This window comes from Marinobacter sp. CP1, from assembly GCF_001266795.1.
Taxonomy (GTDB): Bacteria; Pseudomonadota; Gammaproteobacteria; order Pseudomonadales; family Oleiphilaceae; genus Marinobacter; species Marinobacter flavimaris.
The window spans coordinates 2,449,546-2,471,130 of record NZ_CP011929.1; the positions used below are offsets into that span (position 1 = coordinate 2,449,546).

Sequence of the window (21,585 nt, forward strand, 5' to 3'; positions counted from 1 at the left end):
TCAAGCCAGCGGAAAATCTGTGTGGAGATGTTATGAGTGAAAATCTGAACGCTATTACCAATGCTCGGTTGCAGGGCCGTGAGGGGTTATTCCGGCTGACCATCACCGATGGAAAATTCAGCAGTGTCACGGCGCAGGATGCGACTGAAAGCGTTGCCGAGAACCAGCTGGACGCCGGCGGAAATCTGGTCGCTCCTCCTTTCGTGGAGCCGCACATCCACCTGGATGCGGCCATGACCGCCGGCGAGCCACGCTGGAACCAGAGTGGTACCTTGTTTGAAGGTATCGAGTGTTGGTCTGAGCGCAAAGCCAGCCTGACTCACGACGACGTGATCGGTCGGGCCGAACAGACGTTGAAGCTGTTTGCCGATAACGGCATTCAGCACGTCCGCACCCACGTGGACGTGACGGACCCCAAGCTGACAGGGCTGAAGGCCATGCTGGAAGTGCGTGAGCGTATGGCTGACACAGTAGACCTGCAGATTGTCGCTTTTCCCCAGGAAGGTCTCTGGTCATTTCCCCAGGGCAAGGAGCTGATGGAAGAGGCGGTTCGTCTGGGGGCCGATGTGGTCGGTGGCATTCCCCATTTCGAATTCACTCGAGATTACGGCGTTGAATCGGTTCAATGGCTGGTGGCGTTGGCCCACAAAAACGACCTTCTCGTAGACGTGCATTGCGACGAGATCGACGATCCCGAATCCCGATTCCTGGAAGTGCTCGCTGCCGAGGCGCTCAAGCTGGATTATGGCTCACGGGTCACCGCCAGCCATACCTGTGCCATGGGCTCGTACAACGACCATTACTGCAGCCGGCTGTTCCGCCTGTTGAAGAAATCCGGCCTGCGCTTCCTGTCGATGCCCACCGAAAGCCTGCACCTGCAGGGCCGCTTCGATGGTTATCCGAAACGTCGTGGCCTGACCCGGGTTCCGGAACTGCTGGATGCGGGACTGAAGGTGGCCTTCGGCCAGGATTCCATCCGCGATCCCTGGTATCCACTGGGCAACGGCAACATGCTCCGTACCCTGGACGTAGGCCTGCACGCCTGCCACATGCTGGGCATGGGTTGGATTGATCGGTCGCTGGAGCTGATCACCGACAACGGTGCTGCAGCATTGGATCTGGACGAATACGGCATCGAGGAGGGACTTCCGGCTCGCTGTGTTGTTCTGCAGGGGCAGTCGCCCTACGAGGTGCTGTTGGGCCAGTTGCCGGTTGCCGCGTCTATTCGTGATGGCCGTGTTCTGATAAACCGGCAGGGTTGATGCCCGTTGAAGTAGAAGCTACAGATTCCCCGGTTTGCTAACCGGGGAATCTGCTCAACTACTCTGGTGTTCAGCGTAGCGACTTCAGGGCCGTTGCCCATTTCGCCATTTCGTCCAGCATGGCATTGGCAGAGCCGGTGTGATGCTCGGCAGGGAGGAAGTTGCGCTGGTCATCCAGTTTCTCCCACGGCATCTGCACCATTACTCCTTCCACCATCGGCATCATTTTCAGCGTAGTAACCAGCTGCTTGGCAACCTGGGCTGAACGGAGTCCACCGGAAACACCGCCGTAGCTGACAAACCCGCAAGGCTTATAGTTCCACTCGTTGTATACGTAGTTCAACGCGTTCGTGAACGATGGCGGCGGGCAAAAATTGTACTCGGGAATGACGAAGACGTAGGCATCTGCCTTATTTACGCTCGCTGACCAGGCTTTGGTGTGCTCATGCTCATATTTCTGCATGCGAGGATGGTTTGTAGTTTCATGGGGTGTCCTTAGATAGCGGTCACAAGCCGTCGAAGGCTGCTTAGTGAATCCGTGTAGGAATGTCTGCTTGGAAAAGCAGCATAAAGGGCGCCTCTTCAAAAAGATAACGGAGTAACCAGTAAGAATTAGTCAAAAATTCTGAGCCTATCAGCCCGCCGCCTCGCTCGACGTTAGCTTCCTATCTCTCTATAATGCCCGGTCTCGCAGGAGAGTGGGCCGTTGGCCCCGCCGAAGGCGCAAACTCCCATAAACGCTCAGGCACAGGTACTGCGAGCATCATCTAACGCCGTCTGGAGAGCGACTGCCACCGCAGTCCACCGAAGGGGCAAGCAGAGCCAGGCTCTGTAAACTCTCAGGTATCAGGGACAGGGGGAGAGGCCACAGAAACTCAGGAGTCCTGTGTGCTGACCTCTATCTATATGATTGCCATTACCGCCGAAGCCATGTCGGGAGCCCTCACCGCCGGGCGGAGGAACATGGATCTGTTTGGTGTCGCTGTAATTGCGTTTTTTACCGCCCTTGGTGGCGGAACTGTCCGGGACATTCTTCTGGGTAATTTCCCAGTCACCTGGACCCAGCACCCTCGCTATATCTACATGACCATTACCGGTGGCCTTGTCACCATCGTGATTGCGCGCTTCATGCGGCATCTGCATCAGTTGTTTCTGGTTCTGGATGCCATAGGTCTGGTGGCTTTTACGGTTATTGGCTGCAATGTCGCGCTCAAGCTGGGCTATGACACCGTGGTGGTGGTCATGGCCGGCATCACAACAGGGATCTTTGGCGGTATCATCCGGGATATCTTATGTAACCGCACCCCGCAGGTGCTGCGCCACGAACTCTACGCCAGCGTTTCACTGATGGTGGCTTTCCTGTACCTGACCTTGCTTCGCCAAGGGGTGGGCGAGAATGTCACTCTTTTGGCCGCTTTCAGTCTCGGGCTGCTTCTGCGTATGGCGGCCATTCGCTGGGGGTTGTCGTTGCCAGTATTCAGCTATTCGCAGACACGCTGGGAATGAGCGCGATGTGGGTTTGAGAAAGCCCTCGAATTGTGGGCATGGTCTAGCCTCAGACCTTTTCATCGTTTCATTTCCTCGTGAACTGAGCTAACGTAGCTTGCTAAGATTTTTCCTTTTTCAGAGTCGCTGAGTTTCAAAATGAAAACCGGTTTTTACTTCATCCATTCCGTTTTATCAGCGGCGGCATTTCTGGCTGCCGGGCCTCGCCGTATTTGCCATTCCTTTCGCTGAATTCGTCGAATCCCTCGTCGAATTCGGCGAAACCCTCTGAACACATCCCCTAACTGAACCTTGCCTTGCGGGCCTATAGGAGTCGGTATGTCCGAACGTCCAGCTATTTATGTCTTAGAACAGGATTTTGATCGTTTATCTGCGATGTTGGAGAAACAGCTACATGGCACTGAAACAGCCGAAGCGCTTGCGCTCGAGCTTGATAGAGCAACTCTGGTTGATGCCGAAAAGCTGCCTTCCGGCACCGTCACCATGAATTCTCTGGTCCATTTTAAAAATGAGAGTAACGACGCCGAGTACACGAAGAGACTCGTGTACTCGACCCCGCGAGACGGAAGCGAGGAGTGTGTATCCGTCCTGGCTCCGGCGGGTGCAGCCTTGCTGGGTCTTCGGGTAGGCGATCGTATTGATTGGCCTTTGGCTGGAAAGAACCAGCTGCGTCTGAAAATTATCCATGTGACTCACGCAAACTGAACGAGGAAGATGCATGCACCAGAAAGCCCCCCTTGACCAGCTGTATGAGCAGGTCGTCCTGAGAAATCCCGCGGAACCTGAATTTCATCAGGCCGTTCTGGAAGTTCTCGACTCGCTGGCGCCGGTGATTGCCAAGCATCCCGAGTATAAGGAAGCGAAGCTCCTTGAGCGTATTTGCGAACCAGAGCGGCAAATCATTTTCAGGGTCCCCTGGGTGGATGACTCTGGTACCGTGCAGATCAACCGGGGGTTTCGCGTTGAATTCAACTCGGCCCTTGGGCCCTACAAGGGGGGCTTGCGGTTCCATCCTTCCGTCAATCTGGGCGTGGTGAAATTTCTGGGTTTCGAGCAGATCTTCAAGAACTCTCTGAGCGGTATGCCGATCGGCGGAGGCAAGGGTGGTTCCGACTTTGATCCCAAGGGCCGATCTGACAATGAGATCATGCGGTTTTGCCAATCCTTCATGACCGAACTGTATCGGCATATTGGCGAGTACACCGACGTGCCAGCAGGCGACATCGGCGTAGGAGCCAGGGAGATTGGTTTTCTGTTCGGGCAATACAAGCGCCTCACCAACCGTTACGAATCTGGCGTGCTGACTGGTAAGGGCCTCGGATGGGGCGGTGCTCGTGTGCGCAAGGAAGCGACAGGTTACGGAACGGTTTATTTTGTCCGGGAGATGCTGGCGGCTCAAGGTTCCGATCTGGAGGGCAAGGACGTGGTAGTTTCCGGCTCCGGGAACGTCGCAATTTATGCGATGGAGAAGGTTCAGCAGTTTGGGGGCAGGGTGATCGCCTGCTCCGATTCCAGTGGCTACGTTTACGACCCGGGCGGAATCGATGTTGGGCTGGTTCGCCAGATCAAAGAGACGGAACGCGGCCGAATCAGCGATTATGCCGCCCGGCGGCAGAATGGAAGCGATTACGTGCGCGGGGCGTCCATTTGGGAACTGTCCTGTCAGGTAGCCCTGCCGTGCGCCACTCAGAACGAGGTGACCGGGGGCGACGCGAAGGCGTTGATTCGCAATGGCGTCCTGGCGGTTGCTGAAGGTGCCAATATGCCGTGCACTCCAGACGCGGTGAAGTTGTTCCGCGACGCCGGCATTTTATTTGGTCCTGCAAAAGCGGCTAATGCCGGTGGCGTGGCTACCAGCGCGCTGGAAATGCAGCAGAACGCCTCCCGGGACTCCTGGAGTTTCGATTACAGCGAACACCGCCTTAAGGACATCATGATCGAAATTCACCGCTCCTGTTTTGAAACCGCTGAAGAATACGGCCGGCCGGGAGACTACGTATTTGGCGCCAATACCACAGGCTTTTGCCGGGTTGCTGATGCGATGCTGGCGTTTGGGGTTATTTAAATAGTCTGGAGGCGCCTTCTGTTCGTGTAGCGCAGGCCTGCCCTTTGCCGAGGCGGGACTAAACGGGGTATTCATTAGTTCAGAGGTAGCATGACTTCAGTATCGAGATCCGGAGTCTTTTTACTATCCGCAGCGTTCTCCGCAGTTTTTATGGGAACGATCGGTGCCATTTCGGTCTATGCGGGGGTGGGGGCCGAGACGGTTACCTTCTATAGGCTCTTCATTGGGGCCGTTTTGGTGGCGGTTTATCTGCTGGCAACCAGGCAACACAGCAAGATCTTTATGTGGCCCGGTATGAAGGTGTTGGTAACCGGTGCTTTCCTGGCGGGTTTCGTGATGTTTTACATCCTGGCAATGGATTACACCAGTATGGCGAACGCTGTTATGGTGCTTTATCTGGCACCAGTGACGGCCTCTGTGGCGGCTCATTTCTTTCTCGGAGAGCGCCTCACCTCGGCCAGTGTTGGATTGGTCGGATTCGCGCTGCTGGGCTTCGCCATGATGATGGAATTCAACTTCAACCTGAGTGGACGGGCAGAAGAAGCCATCGGTCTGGCCTATGCTTTCTGCGCCATGCTCTGTTACTCGGCGTTTATGTTAACCAATCGTTCCATGGATGACCGTGTTCATGTGTTCAGCCGCAGTGGTTACCAGATGCTCGCTGGTGCTTTGTGCATGTTGCCGCTGGTGCTGCTGGAGAGCGAAGTCATTTCCGGCGCGCAGTGGGGGTGGTTGATTGCTGCCGGTATTCTGCCGGGTTTCCTGGCCATCCTGTTGGCCGTTATCGCTCTGAGGTCTCTGCCCGCGGCCACGTTCGGCACCCTGGCTTATCTGGAGCCCATTACCGTTGTGGCGCTTGCGTGGATACTGTTTGATCAGGGCCTGAATAGCCTCCAGCTGGCCGGCTGCGCCCTGATCATTCTGGCGGGTATTGCGCAGGCGTTGCTGCTGAACCGACGTTCAGAAGCTGAGGAGATACCGGGAGTGCTTGCGGATCTGGATTCCACGGTGTCGGGAGAGAGTTGAAGTTCCGGGAAATGGCTTGTGGGCCAGAAAATGACGCCTGCCTGCACTAGTGTGGGTTAGGGCTATGATGCATTGATGAACTCAGGAGGACGTGAACGATGAGAACCCTGCTACAGTTGGATTTTCCTTACGACGGCCCGTTTGGCGATGAGATGGCGAGTGCGATGGCCGAGCTTGCCGAGTCTATTGCCAGGGAGCCGGGGTTTCTCTGGAAGATTTGGACAGAAAATCCCGACTCCTGCGAGGCGGGCGGTATCTATCTCTTCGAAGATGAGAGCAGTGCAAGGGCCTATCTGAACAAGCATACGGCCCGGCTGAAAGAATTCGGTGTGCCGAAGGTCAACGGCAAAGTGTTCCAGGTGAACGAGGCCCTTTCCGCCATTGATCACGGTCCGGTCTGAATCATGTTGGCCCCTGCTTCACAAACCTGGCTTTCTGGAATGCGCCTTAAATGCCATGTTCCTGGTTCATTTCAGTTTTGCGAATTCCAGAACCATGGAATGGAACTTGGCTGCCGCCGGTGAAAGCGGCCTCCCGCAACGCTGCAAGACACCATAGCGGGTCCGAAGAGTCTCAATCCCGGATACAGAAACGGTTGTCACCTTTCCGCTATCAAGCAAATCGGCCACTATAGGTCTGGGTGCGATACTGATGGCCTTGCTGCCAGTAACAATGGCCGCAAGCATGGCAATATTGTCGCACTCGATTCTTCGTTTCAGCCCCCCTTGTTGCGCGCTCATGGCCTGAATATTCCGTTCCATATCTTCAGGAACACGTGTCATGGCTATTGGATAATCGAGTAAATCTCCCCATACCACCCCCGTCGCCTGAGCCAACGGGTGATCATGACGACAAAACACAACAACTTCGGGCTGCGGCAAGTGGGTTATTTCCAGATCGGGATCGCCAGACAACTCGCCGGTATCGGCCACAAAGAGCTCTATCTCATGGTCCAACAGCGCAAGGCGTAAATCCTGCCAGTTATCTGTCCGAATGTTGAGGCGGATTCCCGGATACTGATCCACAAACCGGGCACAGACCTTATCCATCAGTGCCAGCGCCGGGTAGGGGCCGGTTCCGATATTCAATTCGCCTGTCTCAAGCTCGTCGATGGCCTCGACTTCCTGTCTTAAAGATTCTGCCGCTGCCAGCAGGCCCCGGACGTGGGGTAGAGCGGCTCGCCCGTGCGCGGTCAAAACCACCCCGAAGCGCCCCCGATCGAACAGTCTGGCCCCGAGTTGGCGCTCCAGTTCCTGGATGCTGCGACTTAAAGCCGGTTGAGACAGGTGCACGACTTCCGAGGCGCGGGCAAAACTGCCGCACTCAACTAACGCCATGAAATGCCGGATGTGTCGTGTGTCCATGGCACTATATCTATGCGTTTTGCGCATATTAAGTCAAGAAACATTGCATTGGATGAACGGAACACCTCGCTTCAAACTGCAGTTACGTGGCGCACGATTCGAAACCAACAAAACCCAGGTGCCGCCAAAAAGAGGAGATTCCGCATGCTACCCCTATTCAAGAAGGCCATGCTGACAGCGTTCGGTGCCGGTTTACTGTTCCCGATGATCGCTCAGGCCGAAACCTCCAAGCCGGCAACGGACGTGACGGCACAGTTAAACCAGGCGGTACTGAATGAGCTGCCGTTTTCCGATACCCGTTCGTTTGAGGACGCTCGCCGTGGCTTCTTGGGTGCGTTGCCTGATGGCAGGGTGCTGGATAATGAAGGTCACGTGGCCTGGGACATGGCGCCCTACGCCTTCCTGCAGGCCGATGCCGCTCCGGATTCAGTCAATCCAAGCCTGTGGCGCATGGCGCAACTGAATGCGATCCATGGGCTGTTCGAAGTGGTCGAAGGCATGTACCAGGTCCGCAACATGGATCTGTCCAATATGACCATCATTGAGGGTGACAGCGGCCTGATCATCATCGACCCCCTTCTGACGCCCGCGACGGCGCGCGCCGGTCTGGAACTCTATTACCAGCATCGAAGCAGAAAGCCCGTGGTGGCAGTGCTTTACACACACAACCATGCGGATCATTTCGGGGGTGTGAAGGGTGTCGTTAATGAGGAGGATGTTCGAGCCGGGAAGGTTCGGATCTATGCTCCAGAGGGGTTTATGGAGCATGCAATTGCAGAGAATGTGATTGCCGGCAACGCCATGACCCGTCGCGCCACCTACCAGTTCGGCGCTGGTTTGACTCCGGGCGTGAGAGGTCATGTCGACACCGGGCTTGGCAAGGCACTGGGTAGCGGTGGGCTCAGCCTTATTGCTCCCACCGATACCGTGCCTGACAACGCCAACCTGACCATCGATGGTATCGAGATTGACTTCCAGATGGCGCACGGCACCGAAGCCGAATCTGAGATGATGATGTATTTCCCTCAGTTCCGTGTGCTCAACACCGCCGAGATCACAAGTCAGCACCTGCATAACATCTACACCATCCGCGGAGCCGCCATTCGCGACGCCAGTTCCTGGTCCAGGTTTATCGACAAGGTACTGGTTCGCTTCGCTGATCGCACGGACATTCTGGTGGCCCAGCATCACTGGCCGATCTGGAACCCGGAAGACATCACGCATTTTCTGGAAGTTCAAAGGGACCTGTACAAGTATATCCATGATCAGACGGTTCGTATGATGAACCGTGGCATGTTGCCAGGCGATATTGCTGAAAACCTGCAGTTACCTGAAAGCCTGAACCAGGAATGGTCAGCGCGCGGTTATTACGGAACCGTCAGCCACAATGCCCGCGGTGTATATCAGCGCTACATGGGTTGGTATGACGCCAATCCCGCCAACCTTAACCCTTTGCCACCTCGTGAAGAATCGAGACGCACCATCGACTACATGGGCGGTGAGGCAGAAGTGCTCCGAAAGGCCCGCGAAGATTTTGCGGACGGCGACTATCGCTGGGTTGCATCAGTGATGCGAGATCTCGTGTATGCCAACCCTGAAAACCGTGAAGCGCGCGAACTGGGCGCGGACGCTCTGGAGCAGCTTGGTTACCAGGCCGAGGCGGGCACCTGGCGTAGCGCCTACCTCGTTGGTGCGCACGAATTGCGCCACGGCGTGATTACACCGAAACATGTGGGGCTGCAGCCAGACCTGATGCAGGCACTGCAAATCAGTATGTTTTTTGATTCGATGGCAGTAAGGATTGACCCGGAAAAAGCCGCCGGAGAGCATCTGGTGATCAACTGGTCTATTACCGACCAGGGTGAGGATTATCGGCTGAACCTTCAGAACGCCACGCTGACCCATCGGTCGGGGGAGCTGGACGAGCGTGCCCACGCCAGTGTGAGTATGCACCGAGCGGTACTGGATAATATCCTTCTTCAAAAAACCAGCTTCCCGGAGGCGGTGGAGTCTGGCGAGATCCAGGTCGAGGGGGCAGTGGATGCCTTCTTTGGCCTGCTGCAAATGCTGGAAAAACCACCAGCAAACTTCTCCATCATTGAACCGGTGGGGGAAAAACCGTGAACGAGAATTTTGATTACATCGTGGTCGGTGCCGGCTCTGCCGGTAGCGTACTGGCGGATCGGCTTTCAGCCGATGGCAGATACTCGGTCTGCATACTGGAGGCGGGGCCGGGTGGGGATTCGTTCACGATCCGGACGCCGGGCGCCTTTGCCGCCCACATGTTTCTCAAGAAGTACAACTGGGCATTCAACGCCAGGCCCGACCAGAAACTGCGAGATGGTGAGCCCTTGTTTACCCCCAGGGGAAAAGGGCTTGGTGGTAGTTCGTCAATAAACGGCATGCTCTACGTGCGCGGTCAGAAAGAGGACTACGACGAGTGGGAGGCACTCGGTAATGAAGGCTGGGGCTATCGGGAGATGTTGCCTTACTTCATAAAATCGGAACACCACGAGACGCTTTCCGGAACCCCTTATCACGGCAAAGGTGGCAACCTTCACATCAGTGCACCGGAAACAGCGGAGTACCCGATGTCCGAAGCTTTCGTAGATGCGGCACGGCAGGCCGGTTTTCCCTGCAACAGCGATTTTAACGGCGCCAACCAGGAAGGCGTGGGCTATTTCCACCTGAACATCAAGAATGGCCGTCGATTCGGTGCCGCCGACGCCTATTTGAAGCCGGCCATGACTCGCCAGAACCTGACTGTATTCACCGACGCACAGGCGAAAAAAGTGGTGTTCGAGGGCAAACGGTCTGTTGCGGTAGAGCTCCGCCACAAGGGCAGAGATCGGGTGTTGCGGGCAAACCGGGAAATCATTCTAAGCGGTGGAGCGATCAACTCGCCCCAGTTGCTTCAGCTTTCCGGCATCGGAGACCGCGACACCCTGGAAAACCTGGGTATTCGGTGCCTGCACGAATTACCGGGAGTGGGTAAGAATCTTCAGGAGCATGTGGACGCCTGCGTCCTGGTCTCAAGCAGGAAGAACAGTGGCTTCACTGCCTCGTTCGGTGGCCTGCTGAAAATGCTCCCGGATACCATCCGATACTTCCTCAGTAAACGGGGCAAGCTCGCTAAATCCATCACCGAGGCTGGCGGTTTTATCAAATCCAGTGACAGCGTTAATCGCCCGGATGTTCAGCTCCACATGCTGCCGCTGCTGTTTGATGATAGCGGTCGGGACCTGAAACTCATGTCCAACCCCGGTTATTCAGTGCATGTCTGTGTGCTGCGGCCGAAGAGCTCAGGCAACGTAACCATAACGTCGGCCGATCCGTTTGCGGCGCCGGAAATCGACTACAACTTCTTTGCCGATCCCGATGACTGCAAAGCCATGGTCGATGGTATCCGCCAGGCCCGCCGGATTCTCGCGGCGAAGGCCTTTGACGATTATCGGGGTGAGGAACTCCACCCGGGTGCAGATCGCCAGTCCGATGAGCAGATCATCGAAAAGGTGAAGGAAAAGGTGGGCCTGGTATACCACCCGGTGGGCACCTGCAAAATGGGAACTGACAGGATGGCGGTCGTGGACCCACAACTCAGGGTGCACGGACTCGAAGGCCTCCGTGTGGTGGACGCGTCCATCATGCCACGGCTGATTAGCGGCAATACCAACGCGCCTACGATTGCCATTGCCGAAAAGGCTGCTGACATGATTCTCGAAAAGGCGGAGGGCTGCGATATCTGATTGTCAGCTTAAAACAAAAGCGAACATTCGAGTCAGAGCTTTCCTCCAGAGCCTCCAGTCATTCAGTAATCCTCTTCAAGCAGGCCAACAAGGTCCTGCCGAATGGATTGAGCGCTTAAATCTTCCGGCCGGATAAGCAGGCGAGGATTACCCTCACGATCAAACACATAGACTGCACCGCTGTGAGTAACGGCATAGTCACCTTCTGCGTCCGGTTCTTCATGCCCGAACGTCGTCCGGTATCGCTGGGTAAGCGTGCGGAGGTCAGAGGCGTTGCCGGTCAGCCCGATGATTTTGTCACCAAAAAAATTGACGTACTCCGCCAGGCGTTCGGGTGTGTCGCGCTGAGGATCGACACTGACGAACAACGTAAGTACTTCCTCCTGATTTTCCGTGCTCAGCCCGCTGACGGCCTGGCTGAGTTTTTGCAGAGCAGTGGGGCAAACATCAGGGCAAGAGGTAAATCCGAAAAACAGCATTCGTACCTGACCACTGTAATCATCGCCTGAAACCCGTGTTCCCTGACTGTCGATCAAATCGAATTCAAGCTTGGGCATCACGCCGCTGATGTCTGTCCCGTGCCAATCCGGCGGATCATCGCCCATGCAGCCAACAAGGAGGATTGCCAGCATCATCAATGCAATGGATGCAAAGCGCTTTGCGTGGTGTTGGAAGCAGGGTTTGATCATCAAGTGGTGTCCTTCAATTACGTGTTGGAAGGATTCTGGTGTCCCAGAACAATCGCCAAGTCTTCCGGCACCGCCATCGGTTCAAATGCGCTGACGTTGGCACGTCCCGTATTGCCGACAGGAACCCGGATTCGTGAAACCAGCAACGCAGCGAAGGCCCGAGCCAGCTGACCGAGAACCTCGCGAGCATCGCGCGCGTGCCAGCCAAGCCGGAGCATGCGCAAATGTGTTGTCGTGTGCGCTAACGCGAACTTCTGGCTCAGAATATGAGCCCGTTCAAGATGTCTGAACGCTGTAGCGACATCGCCCTGATTGTCAGCATCAGCGGCTGCTGCCGGTTCTGTCAGATAGAACGTCTTGAGTTCACTGTTCACTGCTCAGTTCTCCTGCCTTATCGGCCAGCTAAGTTGTGGGCAAAGATTTGCCCGGGATCAACCGAGTCTTCCGAGTACCGGAAATGCGGATAACATCCATGATGCAAACCGGGTCATCTGTCCCGTCAGCACCATTACCCCCATAACAACCAGAACCAGCCCTGCCAGGATTCTCAGTGACTGACTCCAGCGGCTCATCCAGCGCACTCGCGCCCGAAAGTGCTTAATAAATAAAGCCGTTGCCAAAAATGGAATTGCCAACCCCAGCGAATAAACGGCCAGGTACAGCATGCCGGTTTCAGCATTCGCATGGGTGGAACTGAGAGCCAGGATAGCGCCCAATATCGGGCCAATACACGGTGTCCACCCGACGGCAAAGGCCAAGCCGAGAAGGAACGCTGCCGTGGGCCGTCCACCCTCAAGGGTTTGCCCAAAGCGCCAGTCGCGCTGTAACGCGGGCATGCTCCACCAGCCCAGCATAAATAGCCCCATCAGCACAATCAGAATGCCCGCCACCAGATTGGCTTCCTGCCGGTAGGCCATCAGCCACTGACCGAGCAGACTAGCGCTGGCACCAAAAGCGATGAACACTACACTGAACCCAAGGACAAAACAGATACTGAGCCACAGAGATTGCAGTCGACTCGAACGGTCTGTGACAGTGCCGCCCGTAACGACCGATAGATACCCCGGAACCAGCGGCAGAGTGCAGGGTGAGAAAAATGACACCAGGCCGCCAAAAAAAGCAGCCAGCATTCCCCATGTCGCAAGATCTGGCATTTCCGTGAGTCCTCAATTTTCTGAGTTCAGTTGACGGTGGAGGGCATCAAGCCCATCCGTGTTTTGTTCGACACCGGTCGACTATTTCTGTGCGTCTGGGAGCGACTCCTGAACAAGACGAAGTAGCGGTTTGGGACCAAACTCCGTGAGTTGGCGGCCATTCACGAAAAAAGTCGGGGTGCCCCGAACACCGATGGTTTTGACGTCCTGCATGTCCTGATCAAGGATGGCGCTTATCCGTTCGGATTGCATATCCTCACGGGCTTGGGACAGGTCCAGACCGGCTGCCTCGGCCGCTCCCCATGCCTTGGCAACCTTCGGGTCGTCGTGCCAGGCCGGCTGCACCTCCAACACAGCTTCCAGCACCGGTTCATAGACATCTTGCAGGCGAGCTGCTTCCAGAATTCTGGAGACTTCCTCGGAACCCTGATGGAACATTGTGTACCGCAAAACAAGCCGCACCTGGCCTGGATACTCAGCAAGTATCTGTTTCACGATCGGGTAGAACGCCCGGCAGGCTTCGCAGGAGGGGTCGAAAAACTCAACGATGATCACCGGTGCGTCGGCAGGCCCGAATGTGGGCGAATGGAAGCGTACCAATGCTTGTTGGTTCGCGATCGGTTCGGCAGCGGCAACAGACTTTTCGCCGGTGGTGGCCGTTTTTTGAGGCTGCTGGGGCTGTGGCTTGAATAGGACGGCGGCTGAAAAGGCTGCGATCAGCACGAGACACACGACAACAAAGATGGCACGACGATTCATGTATGAACTCTCCGACGGATAAGCAAGAGCAGAATGATGATGGCAACAAAAATGGCCAGCGATAGAAACGGAAGCGGCAGCCCACCAAATATCGTCATTCCGTCACCCGAGCAGGACGGGCCAGTGGCCGTGCAGGGCTGAATGGGTTGTGGAATGAGCCCCACATAAAGCAGTGAGTGGGCTAGAGCGAACAGGGAGCCAATGACAGACAGCGGCATAGCGTAGCGCCAAACGTTAAAATCCGAGTAGTAGCAGGCGACTGCGAGAATCACCGCCAACGGAAACATGAAGGCGCGCTGAAACCAGCACAGAACGCACGGAGCCTGCCCGAGAACTTCCCCGATGTAGATGGCTGAAAGCGAGGACCCCGCCGCCAGTAGCCAGGCTGACAGCAGCAGCCCCCATGGAATCACCCGGTTATTGGTGGTCACCGGGATGGCTCTCTGGATTCATTGGCACAAGTGCTTTGCGAAGAAGAGCAGCAGCTGTTTCCAGCGGTATCGCCTTCATCTTTGCTCGATTTATCGGCGGTTTCAGCCCCACCGGCACGCCATTCCTCCATACCCTCACGGATGACCTGCCAAGCGGAGTGCAGGAATAGCGCAGCAATGGCGAGGCCCACAATGATGTCCGGCCAGAGGGTATTGGTGAGGGCGACCAATCCTGCCGCAATGATTACACTGCTATTGGCGAACAGATCGTTCCTGGAACACATCCAGGTGGAACGCATATTGAGATCGTCCGCACGATGACGGTAGAGCAACACAAAACAAACGCCGTTTGCAAACAGGGCAAGAGCGCCGACAGCGCCCATCCACTCGGCGGCGGGCACTTCCTGTATCACCAGCTTGCGGATGGCATCGGCGACAACAACAAGCCCGAACAACAGCATAAAGCCGCCTTTGAACAAAGCCGCTCCGGCACGCGCGCGACGGCTTCGGTCCAGCACGAACAGTGTCAGTGCATAGACAGACGCGTCGCCAAACATATCCAGCGAATCGCCCAGCAACGCGGTAGAGCTTGCAATCCAGCCGGCGCTGAATTCCACCACAAACATCACTGCGTTGATGGCAAGCGCAATGTAAAGCACCCGGCTTTGGCTCGCTCGCAATTGTGCCAGTTCACCGGCCTTGTTTTCACAGCAGCTGTCCACGACGAACCCTCCTAAAACGTGCAATACATCGATACACTGGTGGTTATAGTAACTATAAGGTCAATAGCGATGAGCGAAAAAAGGAACACGGTCGGTCGGCTAGCTGATGATACGGGCGTTAAGCCCGTGACCATCCGTTATTACGAAAAAATTGGACTGTTGCCGAAAGCGACCCGCTCGGAGTCGGGCTATCGTCTCTACTCCGAAGAGGATCATTCGCGGCTGCTGTTTATTCGACGAAGCCGCGGGCTCGGATTTAGCCTTGACGATATTCGTGAACTGCTTTCACTGGCGGATCGTCAGCAGGAGTCCTGTGCGGGTGTGGACGCCAAAGTTGAACAACAACTGGTTCAAGTGCGCTCTCGACTGAAAGATCTACATGCAATGGAACACGAGTTGGAAAGACTGAGTGCGTGTTGTGACGGCGGAGTTATTATGGACTGCCGAATTATCGAGACACTCTCCGGCTCTGCTTAACCACTTTGTATGTGCCCGCCAACCAGGACTGTCTCAATTCGAGTTGGGACAGTCTATTCAGTCAGGCATCCTCCTGAATAAGAGCAACGAGGTCATGCCGAATTTCTTCTCTACTCAGATCGGGCCGCATTAAGAGGCGGGGGTTACCTTCGCGATCAAATACATAAATCGCGCTGCTGTGTGACACCGCATAATTTCCATCAGCGGCAGGTTCGTCATAACCGAAGGTTGTTCTATATCGTTTTGCCAGTTCACGAAGCTGGGGTTCTTTTCCAGTGAGTCCTACAATATTGTCGCCGAAGAAATCCACGTATTTTGCGAGACGCTCAGGCGTGTCACGTTTCGGATCGACACTCACGAACAAAGTGAGTACTTCATCCTGAAGCGCGGGGTCCAGGCCACTGGTTGCCTGATTGAGTTTTTGCAGGGCGGTCGGGCAAACATCGGGGCACGAGGTGAACCCGAAAAACAGCATTCTCACGCGGCCACTGTAATCATCGCCAGATACAGACTTGCCCTGGCTATTGATCAGGTCGAATTCCAGCTCAGGCATCAAGCCACTGATGTTTTTACCGTTCCAGTCTTCCTCGTCATTGCCAAAGCAACCAGTCAGCAATAGGGATGCTATCAGCGTTAAGGTCGCCGATATGATTTTGGTGCGCTGTCGCCAGAAGCGAGTTCTCATGACGCTGTTTCCTCAAGTTGTTTGGATTGGTTGGTATATTTTCCGTCCTGATGCATGGCTCGCCGGAGCATCAGAAGAATACCAAGGATGCTCATCATGGCTGGAGGAATATAGGTCAGCATGCCGCCCAGAAGCTGGTCGACTTCCGGGTCCAGCGGCCAGGCCCTGCCACAGACTTCGTAAACGTCATAGACCATGTCACGTGAGAACACGATCCACGCCCCAAGAAACATCTGAAGCACACCTGCGGCAGCCAGAACCAACATGCGTCTGCCATACCCCAACGATGAGGTGATCGCAGGCGGTCGCGGGTCGAAGATCAACCACCAGAACAGCAGGCCATCCAGTAACATGCTCCAGTTCATGACCCAGTACAGATCTCGACTGAGCATGGCGTCGAAATGGATTGATGGCCACAGCCAGAAATAAATGAGCCCGACAAACAGGAATAGGGCGATGAAGGGTTGTTGCAGGACTTGATAAACCCAACTCAGAGGCCGGAGCGTGCGCCTCCAGCCTGGGCTGATTTTTTCAAACCAGAACCGCATGACTGGCAAGGGATTGGAAAGCGCGATCAGGATAGGCCCGATGTGATGAAGAATCAGGTGCTGGCCCCGATGGACGAAGAACATGTATTGTGCGTAGTAATCGAAGCGGGTCTGCATCACCGCATAACAGATCAGTACCCCCAGGGTGAACGCAAAGATCCGCAGTGAGCCTGGCCGGTCCTGTTCCGGCATCCGAATTAGCCCGACGCCATAGAATCCCATCACGAGCATGTAGCTGAGTATGGTCAGCGGCGAGAAATCGTAGGGTAAAAGGTAGTCAAGCAGTGACATAGCGTTGCCGGTTGTTTTGTTGTTATTTCAGTGACCCTACCTTGGATGTCACCAGGTCGTACAGTTCCTGAGGCCCCAGGCGGCTCAAGGTGTCTCCGTTAACGTAGAATGTTGGGGTTCCGGAAATTCCAACCGCCTTAACGTCCGCAGCATCCTGTTGAATAATGCCGTCAATCTCGGGTGAGTTCATACCGGCCCGAGCGGCTTCGACATCAAGTCCGGCTGACTCCGCCGCATCCCATGCTGCGGCGACCTTTGGATCATCGTGCCATTTCGGTTGTGCTTCCATAACAGCGTCCAGTACCGGCTCATAGACCCCCTGTTCACGGGCGGTTTCCAGGATTCTGACGGCCTCTTCCGAGCCTTTGTGAAACAATACGTAGCGCAGTACCAGACGCACGTTGTCCGGGTAGGCAGCCTGAATCTGTTTCACATAGGGATTCATGGCGCGACAACCTTCGCAGGATGGGTCGAAGAACTCGACAATGGTTACCGGCGCGTCCTCAGGGCCAATAACGGGAGAGTAATCCCTCACCAGTGGCGTTTTTTCAACAACGGCGGGTTCATTAGTGCCCTGGGAGCGATCGTAAATAACAAAAGCACCAGCAAAGACAACCAGACAAAAAAGAAGGAGACTGATGACCAGGGTTCGGGTTTGCACGGGAGATTTTCCTATTTTAAATGAGTTTACGGGTTTCAGATTATTCAGGTGTCCGGTAGCAGCCGACTAGGCACCCACCGCAGATAAAGCATCATTCCAAACAGTTCCAACAAAGACTGGACGACAATCACCACGACGGCCACAGCCCAGGCCTCTGGCATTGACAGTGCCAAAGGTAAAACCACGAAGGAGTTGCGTGTTCCTAGGCTGAAGATGACGGTGCGACCGGTTTCTACCGGTAATCGAAAGACCCGGCGCAGAGCCTTTCCAACCAGAGCCGCAGCTAGAAGATAGGCCGGAAACAGAATCATCAAGGGCCAGATAAGTGAGCCGGTACTGTCGATCTGGCTGACCTGTGTCATTGAGATGATGAACAGTACGACTGTCAGCAGAGGGACCGGCATCAGACCCATGAAGCGAATGAACCCGATGGCTTTTCTGGAGTTTTCGGCCCATTTTTCAGTCAGAAATGCCAGGATAAGCGGGACAATAATCAGCCCGCCAAAGGCCGGCAGGAGGTGCCGCCCAAGCTCAAGATTCACGTCGAACTGATTACCCATGAAAAGCCAGAGGTAAAGTGGAAGAAGACCCAGTTGAGCAATCAGCAGAACCGGTGTTGCCGCAATGGCTCGGGTGCTGTCCCCCTTGCCTAGGTGAGTGAAGGTGACAAACCAGTCGGTACAGGGCATCAGCAATACCAGAAGCACACCCAGCTTCAGCGCGTCATTATCCGGCAGTGCCAACACCAGCAAGGCAGTGATCGCTGGCATCACCAGGAAGTTGCCGGTGAGCAAGGCACTCATGAACCGACGATCCCGGAACACATCAGACAGGTGAGTCAACGGTGTTTGAGTAAACGTGGCGTAGAGCAAAACCCCAAGCAAGGCCCAGATCAGGTATTCCGGCACATTGTCGCCGAGAGATCCTGTCCAACCGACAACAAGACCGAGGATAACCGCGATGAGGTAGGCCCAGACCTGATGGCGTTCAATTACGTCTCGCATGGCGTGCTCGTAACCGTGAGGCATGTCGGCCATTCGCAGCATATCTGCCACACGGCACCCATTTCAGCAGCCCTGCTAGCCATGGCCATAAGTATGGGCATCTTTGTGACTGTGATCAGGATGTTCAAACTCCAATGTTGAATGAGTGATGCCGAACTCGTTTTCCAAAGTTCGTTTTATCCCACCCTTGACTTTTTCAAGTTCATTCCAGGCACTTATCTCGACCACCACATGGGCGTCAAGGGAGGCATCATGCTCACCCATCTGCCAGAAATGTACGTGGTGAAGGTCGATAACGCCCTCTACGTTTGATACAGCCTCAATGACCGAATCTGTGTCGATATCCACAGGACTGCCCAGCATGAGTGTTCGGATGGTTCCGCCGATTTCCGTCAGGCCCAGGTAGAGAATGTAGCTGGCGATACCAATTGTGATCGCTGGATCAACCCAGCGCATGTCGTAGAGCAGAATCAGGGCACCGCCTATAACGACTGCTATTGAGGCAAACGCATCAGACAAGTTGTGTAAAAACAACGCACGAATATTAACGCTGCCCTTCTGCATCGAGTAGGTCAGCAGCGCGGTCAGCGCGTCCACTACCAGTGCGACAATGCCAAGCCAGATTACCCACCATCCCTTGATTTCCGTCGGCTCAATGAATCGCATGGTACCTTCGTAGATCAGGTAAAGGCCTATCATGATCAAGGTGGTGTAGTTTATGAGTGCCGCAACGATCTCAATTCTCCCATAGCCAAAGGTCATCTTTGAGTCGGCCGGGCGGCGTGCAATTTTCCGGGCGGCAAAAGCGATAACCAGCGATGCCATGTCTGAAAAGTTATGTATAGCGTCGGCGATCAGCGCCAGGCTGCCAGCGAAGATCCCGCCCGCGATCTGGGCGACAGTCAGGACGCCATTCGCCCAGATGGCTACTGCAACTCGCTTGTCCTTGGTATCCGGCGACATGTGAGCATGCTCGTGGCCCATTATTTTCTCCTTGTTCGGTTACTGTTCAACTAAATGTAGTCGCAATACTCGCTAAGCCTGACTAAGAGGGTTATGCGTTGGCGACATCGCGCAAACTAGCCATTCTGGCGATTTTCCATGTTGTTTCCCACACTTTTTCGGCCCTGAAGCCCGTGACAAAAATCATGATCACGCCCAGGACTATGAAGGCGTCGGCAATATTGAATGCCGGCCAGTGCCAGGATTGCCAATGAAAATCCAGGTAATCGACAACATAGCCTCGAAAAACTCGGTCGATGACATTTCCGAATGCACCGCCAAGTACCATCGAATAGGCTAGGGCTTCGGTTCGCTTATGGCTGTCCCGAATCAATTTGACCAGAACAGCCGAGACGACAATGGCTATCGCAATAAAAAAATATCGCTGCCAGCCATCGCCATCGGCAAAGAGACTGAAGGCAGCGCCTTTATTCCATACGTGCACCCAATTAAAGAAAGGAGTGATCTCAACCGATTGCCCGTAAGCCATGGATTGCTGGACGAGCCATTTAATAAGCTGGTCGGCCAGTGCTATAAGTGCCGAAAAGCCGAGAAAGGTGAGCGTAAAAAAGCGAGAACGGTCTTCAGACATCGAATTATCCTTTTAGCGCAAGAATTCGCTTGGCACCAATGAGTACAATGCCTCCCACAATACCGCCAATAACCAGATCCGGGTAGTTGGAGCCGGTCCAGGCAACAAGAAGCCCTGCAAGGATAACCCCCAGATTGATGACCACGTCGTTGGCCGAAAATATCCAGCTTGCCTTCATATGCGCGCCGCCTTCGCGGTGCTTGGATATCAACAGCAGGCAACCGGTATTGGCGATCAACGCGACGAAGGCGATCGCCATCATCATCAGCGATTCAGGCTCACTACCGAAAACAAAGCGTCGCACCACCTCGACGAGTACGCCGATAGCCAAAATCAGTTGCAGTACCCCTGCCAGATGCGCGGCACGTACCTGCATTTTCGCACTGCGCCCTACGGCATAGAGAGCCAGGCCATAGACGGCTGCATCGGCAAACATATCCAGGGAATCAGCGATCAGGCCGGTAGACTGGGCGATCAGGCCAGCAGTCATTTCCACCACGAACATGATCGCATTGATACCGAGCAACACGCGCAGAGTGCCTGACTCCTGCGTAGCAGAGACCGCCGAGCTCTCAGCGGCCTTGATCGTCTCTGGGTCGGCAATGACGGTTTCCTGAAGAGAGGCGCCTAGCCCCAAGGTCGCCAGTTTCGCGGTAATGGGCTCAGCCTCGCCGTCATGCACGACCTCCAATCGGCGGTTCGACAAGTCGAAGGACAGCGTTCGAATCTCATCAAAGCCGTTCAGCGCCAAGCGGATCATCCGTTCTTCTGAGGGACAATCCATCTTCGGCACAGCATACACGCTGACCCATTCCCCTGACGCTTCGGAGGAGACCGGCATATCGGTATCCGCTGCAGGCGTTGCATCGCAGCTACATGGGCCACCACAGGCTTTACTCACGATACGGCTCCAGTTAACCAACATAGATTGCTAGTATTAAAAACTATATAGCTACTATAAGGTCAATGGGACAGATGATCCGTTGAGGAGTAAGCCTGATGCGCATTGGTCAGTTAGCCCAGATAGCGGGTATCGACACGCAGACGATCCGCTTCTATGAGCAGCAGGGCCTGTTGCCGCCGCCAGAACGGCAGGAGAATGGTTACCGTGTCTATACCGAGAAGCATGGCGAGTGGCTTGCCTTTATCCGCCGCTGCCGAATTCTGGACCTGTCACTGACAGAGATTCGCGAGCTACAGAGCTATCAGGACGACCCTCGCCAGCCTTGTACCGCCGTCAACGCCATGCTCGATGACCACATCTCTCATGTGCGGTCGCAGATAACTGCTCTGCAAGCGCTTGAGCAACAACTCGTTTCACTGAGGGCGAGTTGCAACGAGGGTCGGGAGATCAATGCCTGCGGCATCCTGACGGGGATCAGCGAGGAGAGCAAACAACAGCTGTATAGGGCTAGCTCAGGCCGTAAGGACTGAGCAGAGACATGCCGGACCTTGCAGTGACATTGTGAATGCATGGTGTGTTGATCGCGAAGCCTCACTGCGTATCTCGGCATGCGAACCTGGGCGTTGCTGCAAACTTGCAGGGGCCGTGAAGAAGAGTCGTCATCAACCAGGTAATCCGCTGAGCTGATGGTTGGTTC

Annotated in this window: 25 protein-coding genes and 2 riboswitches; of the genes, 10 read left to right on the forward strand and 15 right to left on the reverse strand. The window is 55.1% G+C overall.

Features of this window, described 5'->3' with window-relative positions:
• Nucleotides 1-32 precede the first annotated feature (32 nt).
• Nucleotides 33-1,262, forward strand: coding sequence for a cytosine deaminase (gene codA, locus ACP86_RS11320; RefSeq protein WP_008177348.1), 1,230 nt, complete (start codon nt 33-35; stop codon nt 1,260-1,262).
• 70 nt (nt 1,263-1,332) lie between these two features.
• Here codA and ACP86_RS11325 read toward each other — a convergent pair whose 3' ends face one another.
• Nucleotides 1,333-1,725: an NADPH-dependent FMN reductase gene (locus ACP86_RS11325; protein WP_094182574.1), complete on the reverse strand. Its 393-nt coding sequence runs from the start codon at nt 1,723-1,725 to the stop codon at nt 1,333-1,335.
• 218 nt (nt 1,726-1,943) lie between these two features.
• Nucleotides 1,944-2,029, forward strand: a riboswitch (glycine riboswitch).
• Nucleotides 2,030-2,128: riboswitch (glycine riboswitch) on the forward strand. It begins immediately after the preceding riboswitch.
• Between the two features lie 40 nt (nt 2,129-2,168).
• On the opposite strand from ACP86_RS11325, the gene ACP86_RS11330 reads away from it, so the two are divergent.
• The 5 genes from ACP86_RS11330 to ACP86_RS11350 all read left to right on the forward strand — a co-directional run bounded on the left by ACP86_RS11330 (nt 2,169) and on the right by ACP86_RS11350 (nt 6,260).
• Nucleotides 2,169-2,768, forward strand: coding sequence for a trimeric intracellular cation channel family protein (locus tag ACP86_RS11330; protein ID WP_227497903.1), 600 nt, complete (start codon nt 2,169-2,171; stop codon nt 2,766-2,768).
• Nucleotides 2,769-3,086: 318 nt separating this feature from the next.
• A complete protein-coding gene (gene rnk / locus ACP86_RS11335; RefSeq protein WP_008177352.1) occupies nt 3,087-3,473 on the forward strand; it encodes a nucleoside diphosphate kinase regulator in 387 nt (128 codons plus the stop codon).
• Between the two features lie 13 nt (nt 3,474-3,486).
• Nucleotides 3,487-4,833: an NADP-specific glutamate dehydrogenase gene (gene gdhA, locus ACP86_RS11340; protein WP_053113907.1), complete on the forward strand. Its 1,347-nt coding sequence runs from the start codon at nt 3,487-3,489 to the stop codon at nt 4,831-4,833.
• Between the two features lie 90 nt (nt 4,834-4,923).
• The gene (locus ACP86_RS11345; RefSeq protein WP_053113909.1) at nt 4,924-5,859 is read left to right on the forward strand and encodes a DMT family transporter; all 936 of its coding nucleotides are present in this window, start codon (nt 4,924-4,926) and stop codon (nt 5,857-5,859) included.
• 98 nt (nt 5,860-5,957) lie between these two features.
• Nucleotides 5,958-6,260 carry a monooxygenase gene (locus ACP86_RS11350; RefSeq protein ID WP_008177357.1) on the forward strand — a complete coding sequence of 101 codons (303 nt, stop codon included), beginning with the start codon at nt 5,958-5,960 and terminating at the stop codon, nt 6,258-6,260.
• 66 nt (nt 6,261-6,326) lie between these two features.
• Here the strand turns inward: ACP86_RS11350 and ACP86_RS11355 are convergent, their stop codons facing one another.
• The gene (locus ACP86_RS11355; protein WP_008177359.1) at nt 6,327-7,223 is read right to left on the reverse strand and encodes a LysR family transcriptional regulator; all 897 of its coding nucleotides are present in this window, start codon (nt 7,221-7,223) and stop codon (nt 6,327-6,329) included.
• A gap of 144 nt (nt 7,224-7,367) precedes the next feature.
• Between ACP86_RS11355 and ACP86_RS11360 the strand changes: the two genes are divergently transcribed.
• Nucleotides 7,368-9,347: an alkyl/aryl-sulfatase gene (locus tag ACP86_RS11360; protein ID WP_053113911.1), complete on the forward strand. Its 1,980-nt coding sequence runs from the start codon at nt 7,368-7,370 to the stop codon at nt 9,345-9,347.
• Nucleotides 9,344-10,969, forward strand: a complete 1,626-nt coding sequence (locus tag ACP86_RS11365; RefSeq protein ID WP_053113913.1) for a GMC family oxidoreductase — start codon at nt 9,344-9,346, stop codon at nt 10,967-10,969. The genes ACP86_RS11360 and ACP86_RS11365 overlap by 4 nt, the downstream gene beginning before the upstream one ends.
• Nucleotides 10,970-11,031: 62 nt before the next feature.
• On the opposite strand, the gene ACP86_RS11370 is transcribed toward ACP86_RS11365, so the two are convergent.
• The 6 genes from ACP86_RS11370 to ACP86_RS11395 form a co-directional block, all read right to left on the reverse strand.
• A complete protein-coding gene (locus ACP86_RS11370; RefSeq protein WP_053113916.1) occupies nt 11,032-11,658 on the reverse strand; it encodes an SCO family protein in 627 nt (208 codons plus the stop codon).
• A 17-nt stretch (nt 11,659-11,675) separates the two neighbouring features.
• The gene (locus ACP86_RS11375; RefSeq protein ID WP_008173648.1) at nt 11,676-12,032 is read right to left on the reverse strand and encodes a DUF3703 domain-containing protein; all 357 of its coding nucleotides are present in this window, start codon (nt 12,030-12,032) and stop codon (nt 11,676-11,678) included.
• A gap of 57 nt (nt 12,033-12,089) precedes the next feature.
• Nucleotides 12,090-12,812 carry a cytochrome c biogenesis CcdA family protein gene (locus tag ACP86_RS11380; protein WP_008173647.1) on the reverse strand — a complete coding sequence of 241 codons (723 nt, stop codon included), beginning with the start codon at nt 12,810-12,812 and terminating at the stop codon, nt 12,090-12,092.
• Nucleotides 12,813-12,893: 81 nt separating this feature from the next.
• Nucleotides 12,894-13,571, reverse strand: coding sequence for a DsbA family protein (locus ACP86_RS11385; RefSeq protein ID WP_008173644.1), 678 nt, complete (start codon nt 13,569-13,571; stop codon nt 12,894-12,896).
• Nucleotides 13,568-14,002 (reverse strand): disulfide bond formation protein B, encoded by a 435-nt coding sequence (locus ACP86_RS11390; protein ID WP_008173641.1) that lies wholly within the window; start codon nt 14,000-14,002, stop codon nt 13,568-13,570. The genes ACP86_RS11385 and ACP86_RS11390 overlap by 4 nt, the downstream gene beginning before the upstream one ends.
• Nucleotides 13,999-14,724 carry a cation diffusion facilitator family transporter gene (locus ACP86_RS11395; protein WP_008173639.1) on the reverse strand — a complete coding sequence of 242 codons (726 nt, stop codon included), beginning with the start codon at nt 14,722-14,724 and terminating at the stop codon, nt 13,999-14,001. The genes ACP86_RS11390 and ACP86_RS11395 overlap by 4 nt, the downstream gene beginning before the upstream one ends.
• Before the next feature lie 69 nt (nt 14,725-14,793).
• On the opposite strand from ACP86_RS11395, the gene ACP86_RS11400 reads away from it, so the two are divergent.
• On the forward strand, nt 14,794-15,201 hold the full coding sequence (locus ACP86_RS11400) for a MerR family transcriptional regulator (RefSeq protein WP_008173636.1): 408 nt from the start codon (nt 14,794-14,796) through the stop codon (nt 15,199-15,201).
• Between the two features lie 61 nt (nt 15,202-15,262).
• On the opposite strand, the gene ACP86_RS11405 is transcribed toward ACP86_RS11400, so the two are convergent.
• The 7 genes from ACP86_RS11405 to ACP86_RS11435 form a co-directional block, all read right to left on the reverse strand.
• Nucleotides 15,263-15,886, reverse strand: coding sequence for an SCO family protein (locus ACP86_RS11405; protein ID WP_053113383.1), 624 nt, complete (start codon nt 15,884-15,886; stop codon nt 15,263-15,265).
• On the reverse strand, nt 15,883-16,725 hold the full coding sequence (locus tag ACP86_RS11410; protein ID WP_053113382.1) for a cytochrome c oxidase assembly protein: 843 nt from the start codon (nt 16,723-16,725) through the stop codon (nt 15,883-15,885). The genes ACP86_RS11405 and ACP86_RS11410 overlap by 4 nt, the downstream gene beginning before the upstream one ends.
• A gap of 22 nt (nt 16,726-16,747) precedes the next feature.
• Entirely contained in the window at nt 16,748-17,386 is a 639-nt protein-coding gene (locus ACP86_RS11415) for a DsbA family protein (RefSeq protein WP_053113381.1), read from the reverse strand.
• 44 nt (nt 17,387-17,430) lie between these two features.
• Nucleotides 17,431-18,432, reverse strand: coding sequence for an arsenic resistance protein (locus ACP86_RS11420; RefSeq protein ID WP_227507881.1), 1,002 nt, complete (start codon nt 18,430-18,432; stop codon nt 17,431-17,433).
• Between the two features lie 33 nt (nt 18,433-18,465).
• A complete protein-coding gene (locus ACP86_RS11425; RefSeq protein WP_053113918.1) occupies nt 18,466-19,374 on the reverse strand; it encodes a cation diffusion facilitator family transporter in 909 nt (302 codons plus the stop codon).
• Between the two features lie 70 nt (nt 19,375-19,444).
• A complete protein-coding gene (gene lspA / locus ACP86_RS11430) occupies nt 19,445-19,984 on the reverse strand; it encodes a signal peptidase II (RefSeq protein WP_008175825.1) in 540 nt (179 codons plus the stop codon).
• A 4-nt stretch (nt 19,985-19,988) separates the two neighbouring features.
• On the reverse strand, nt 19,989-20,885 hold the full coding sequence (locus tag ACP86_RS11435; RefSeq protein ID WP_008175823.1) for a cation transporter: 897 nt from the start codon (nt 20,883-20,885) through the stop codon (nt 19,989-19,991).
• Nucleotides 20,886-20,983: 98 nt separating this feature from the next.
• Between ACP86_RS11435 and cadR the strand changes: the two genes are divergently transcribed.
• On the forward strand, nt 20,984-21,418 hold the full coding sequence (gene cadR, locus ACP86_RS11440) for a Cd(II)/Pb(II)-responsive transcriptional regulator (protein WP_008175821.1): 435 nt from the start codon (nt 20,984-20,986) through the stop codon (nt 21,416-21,418).
• Nucleotides 21,419-21,585: the final 167 nt, after the last annotated feature.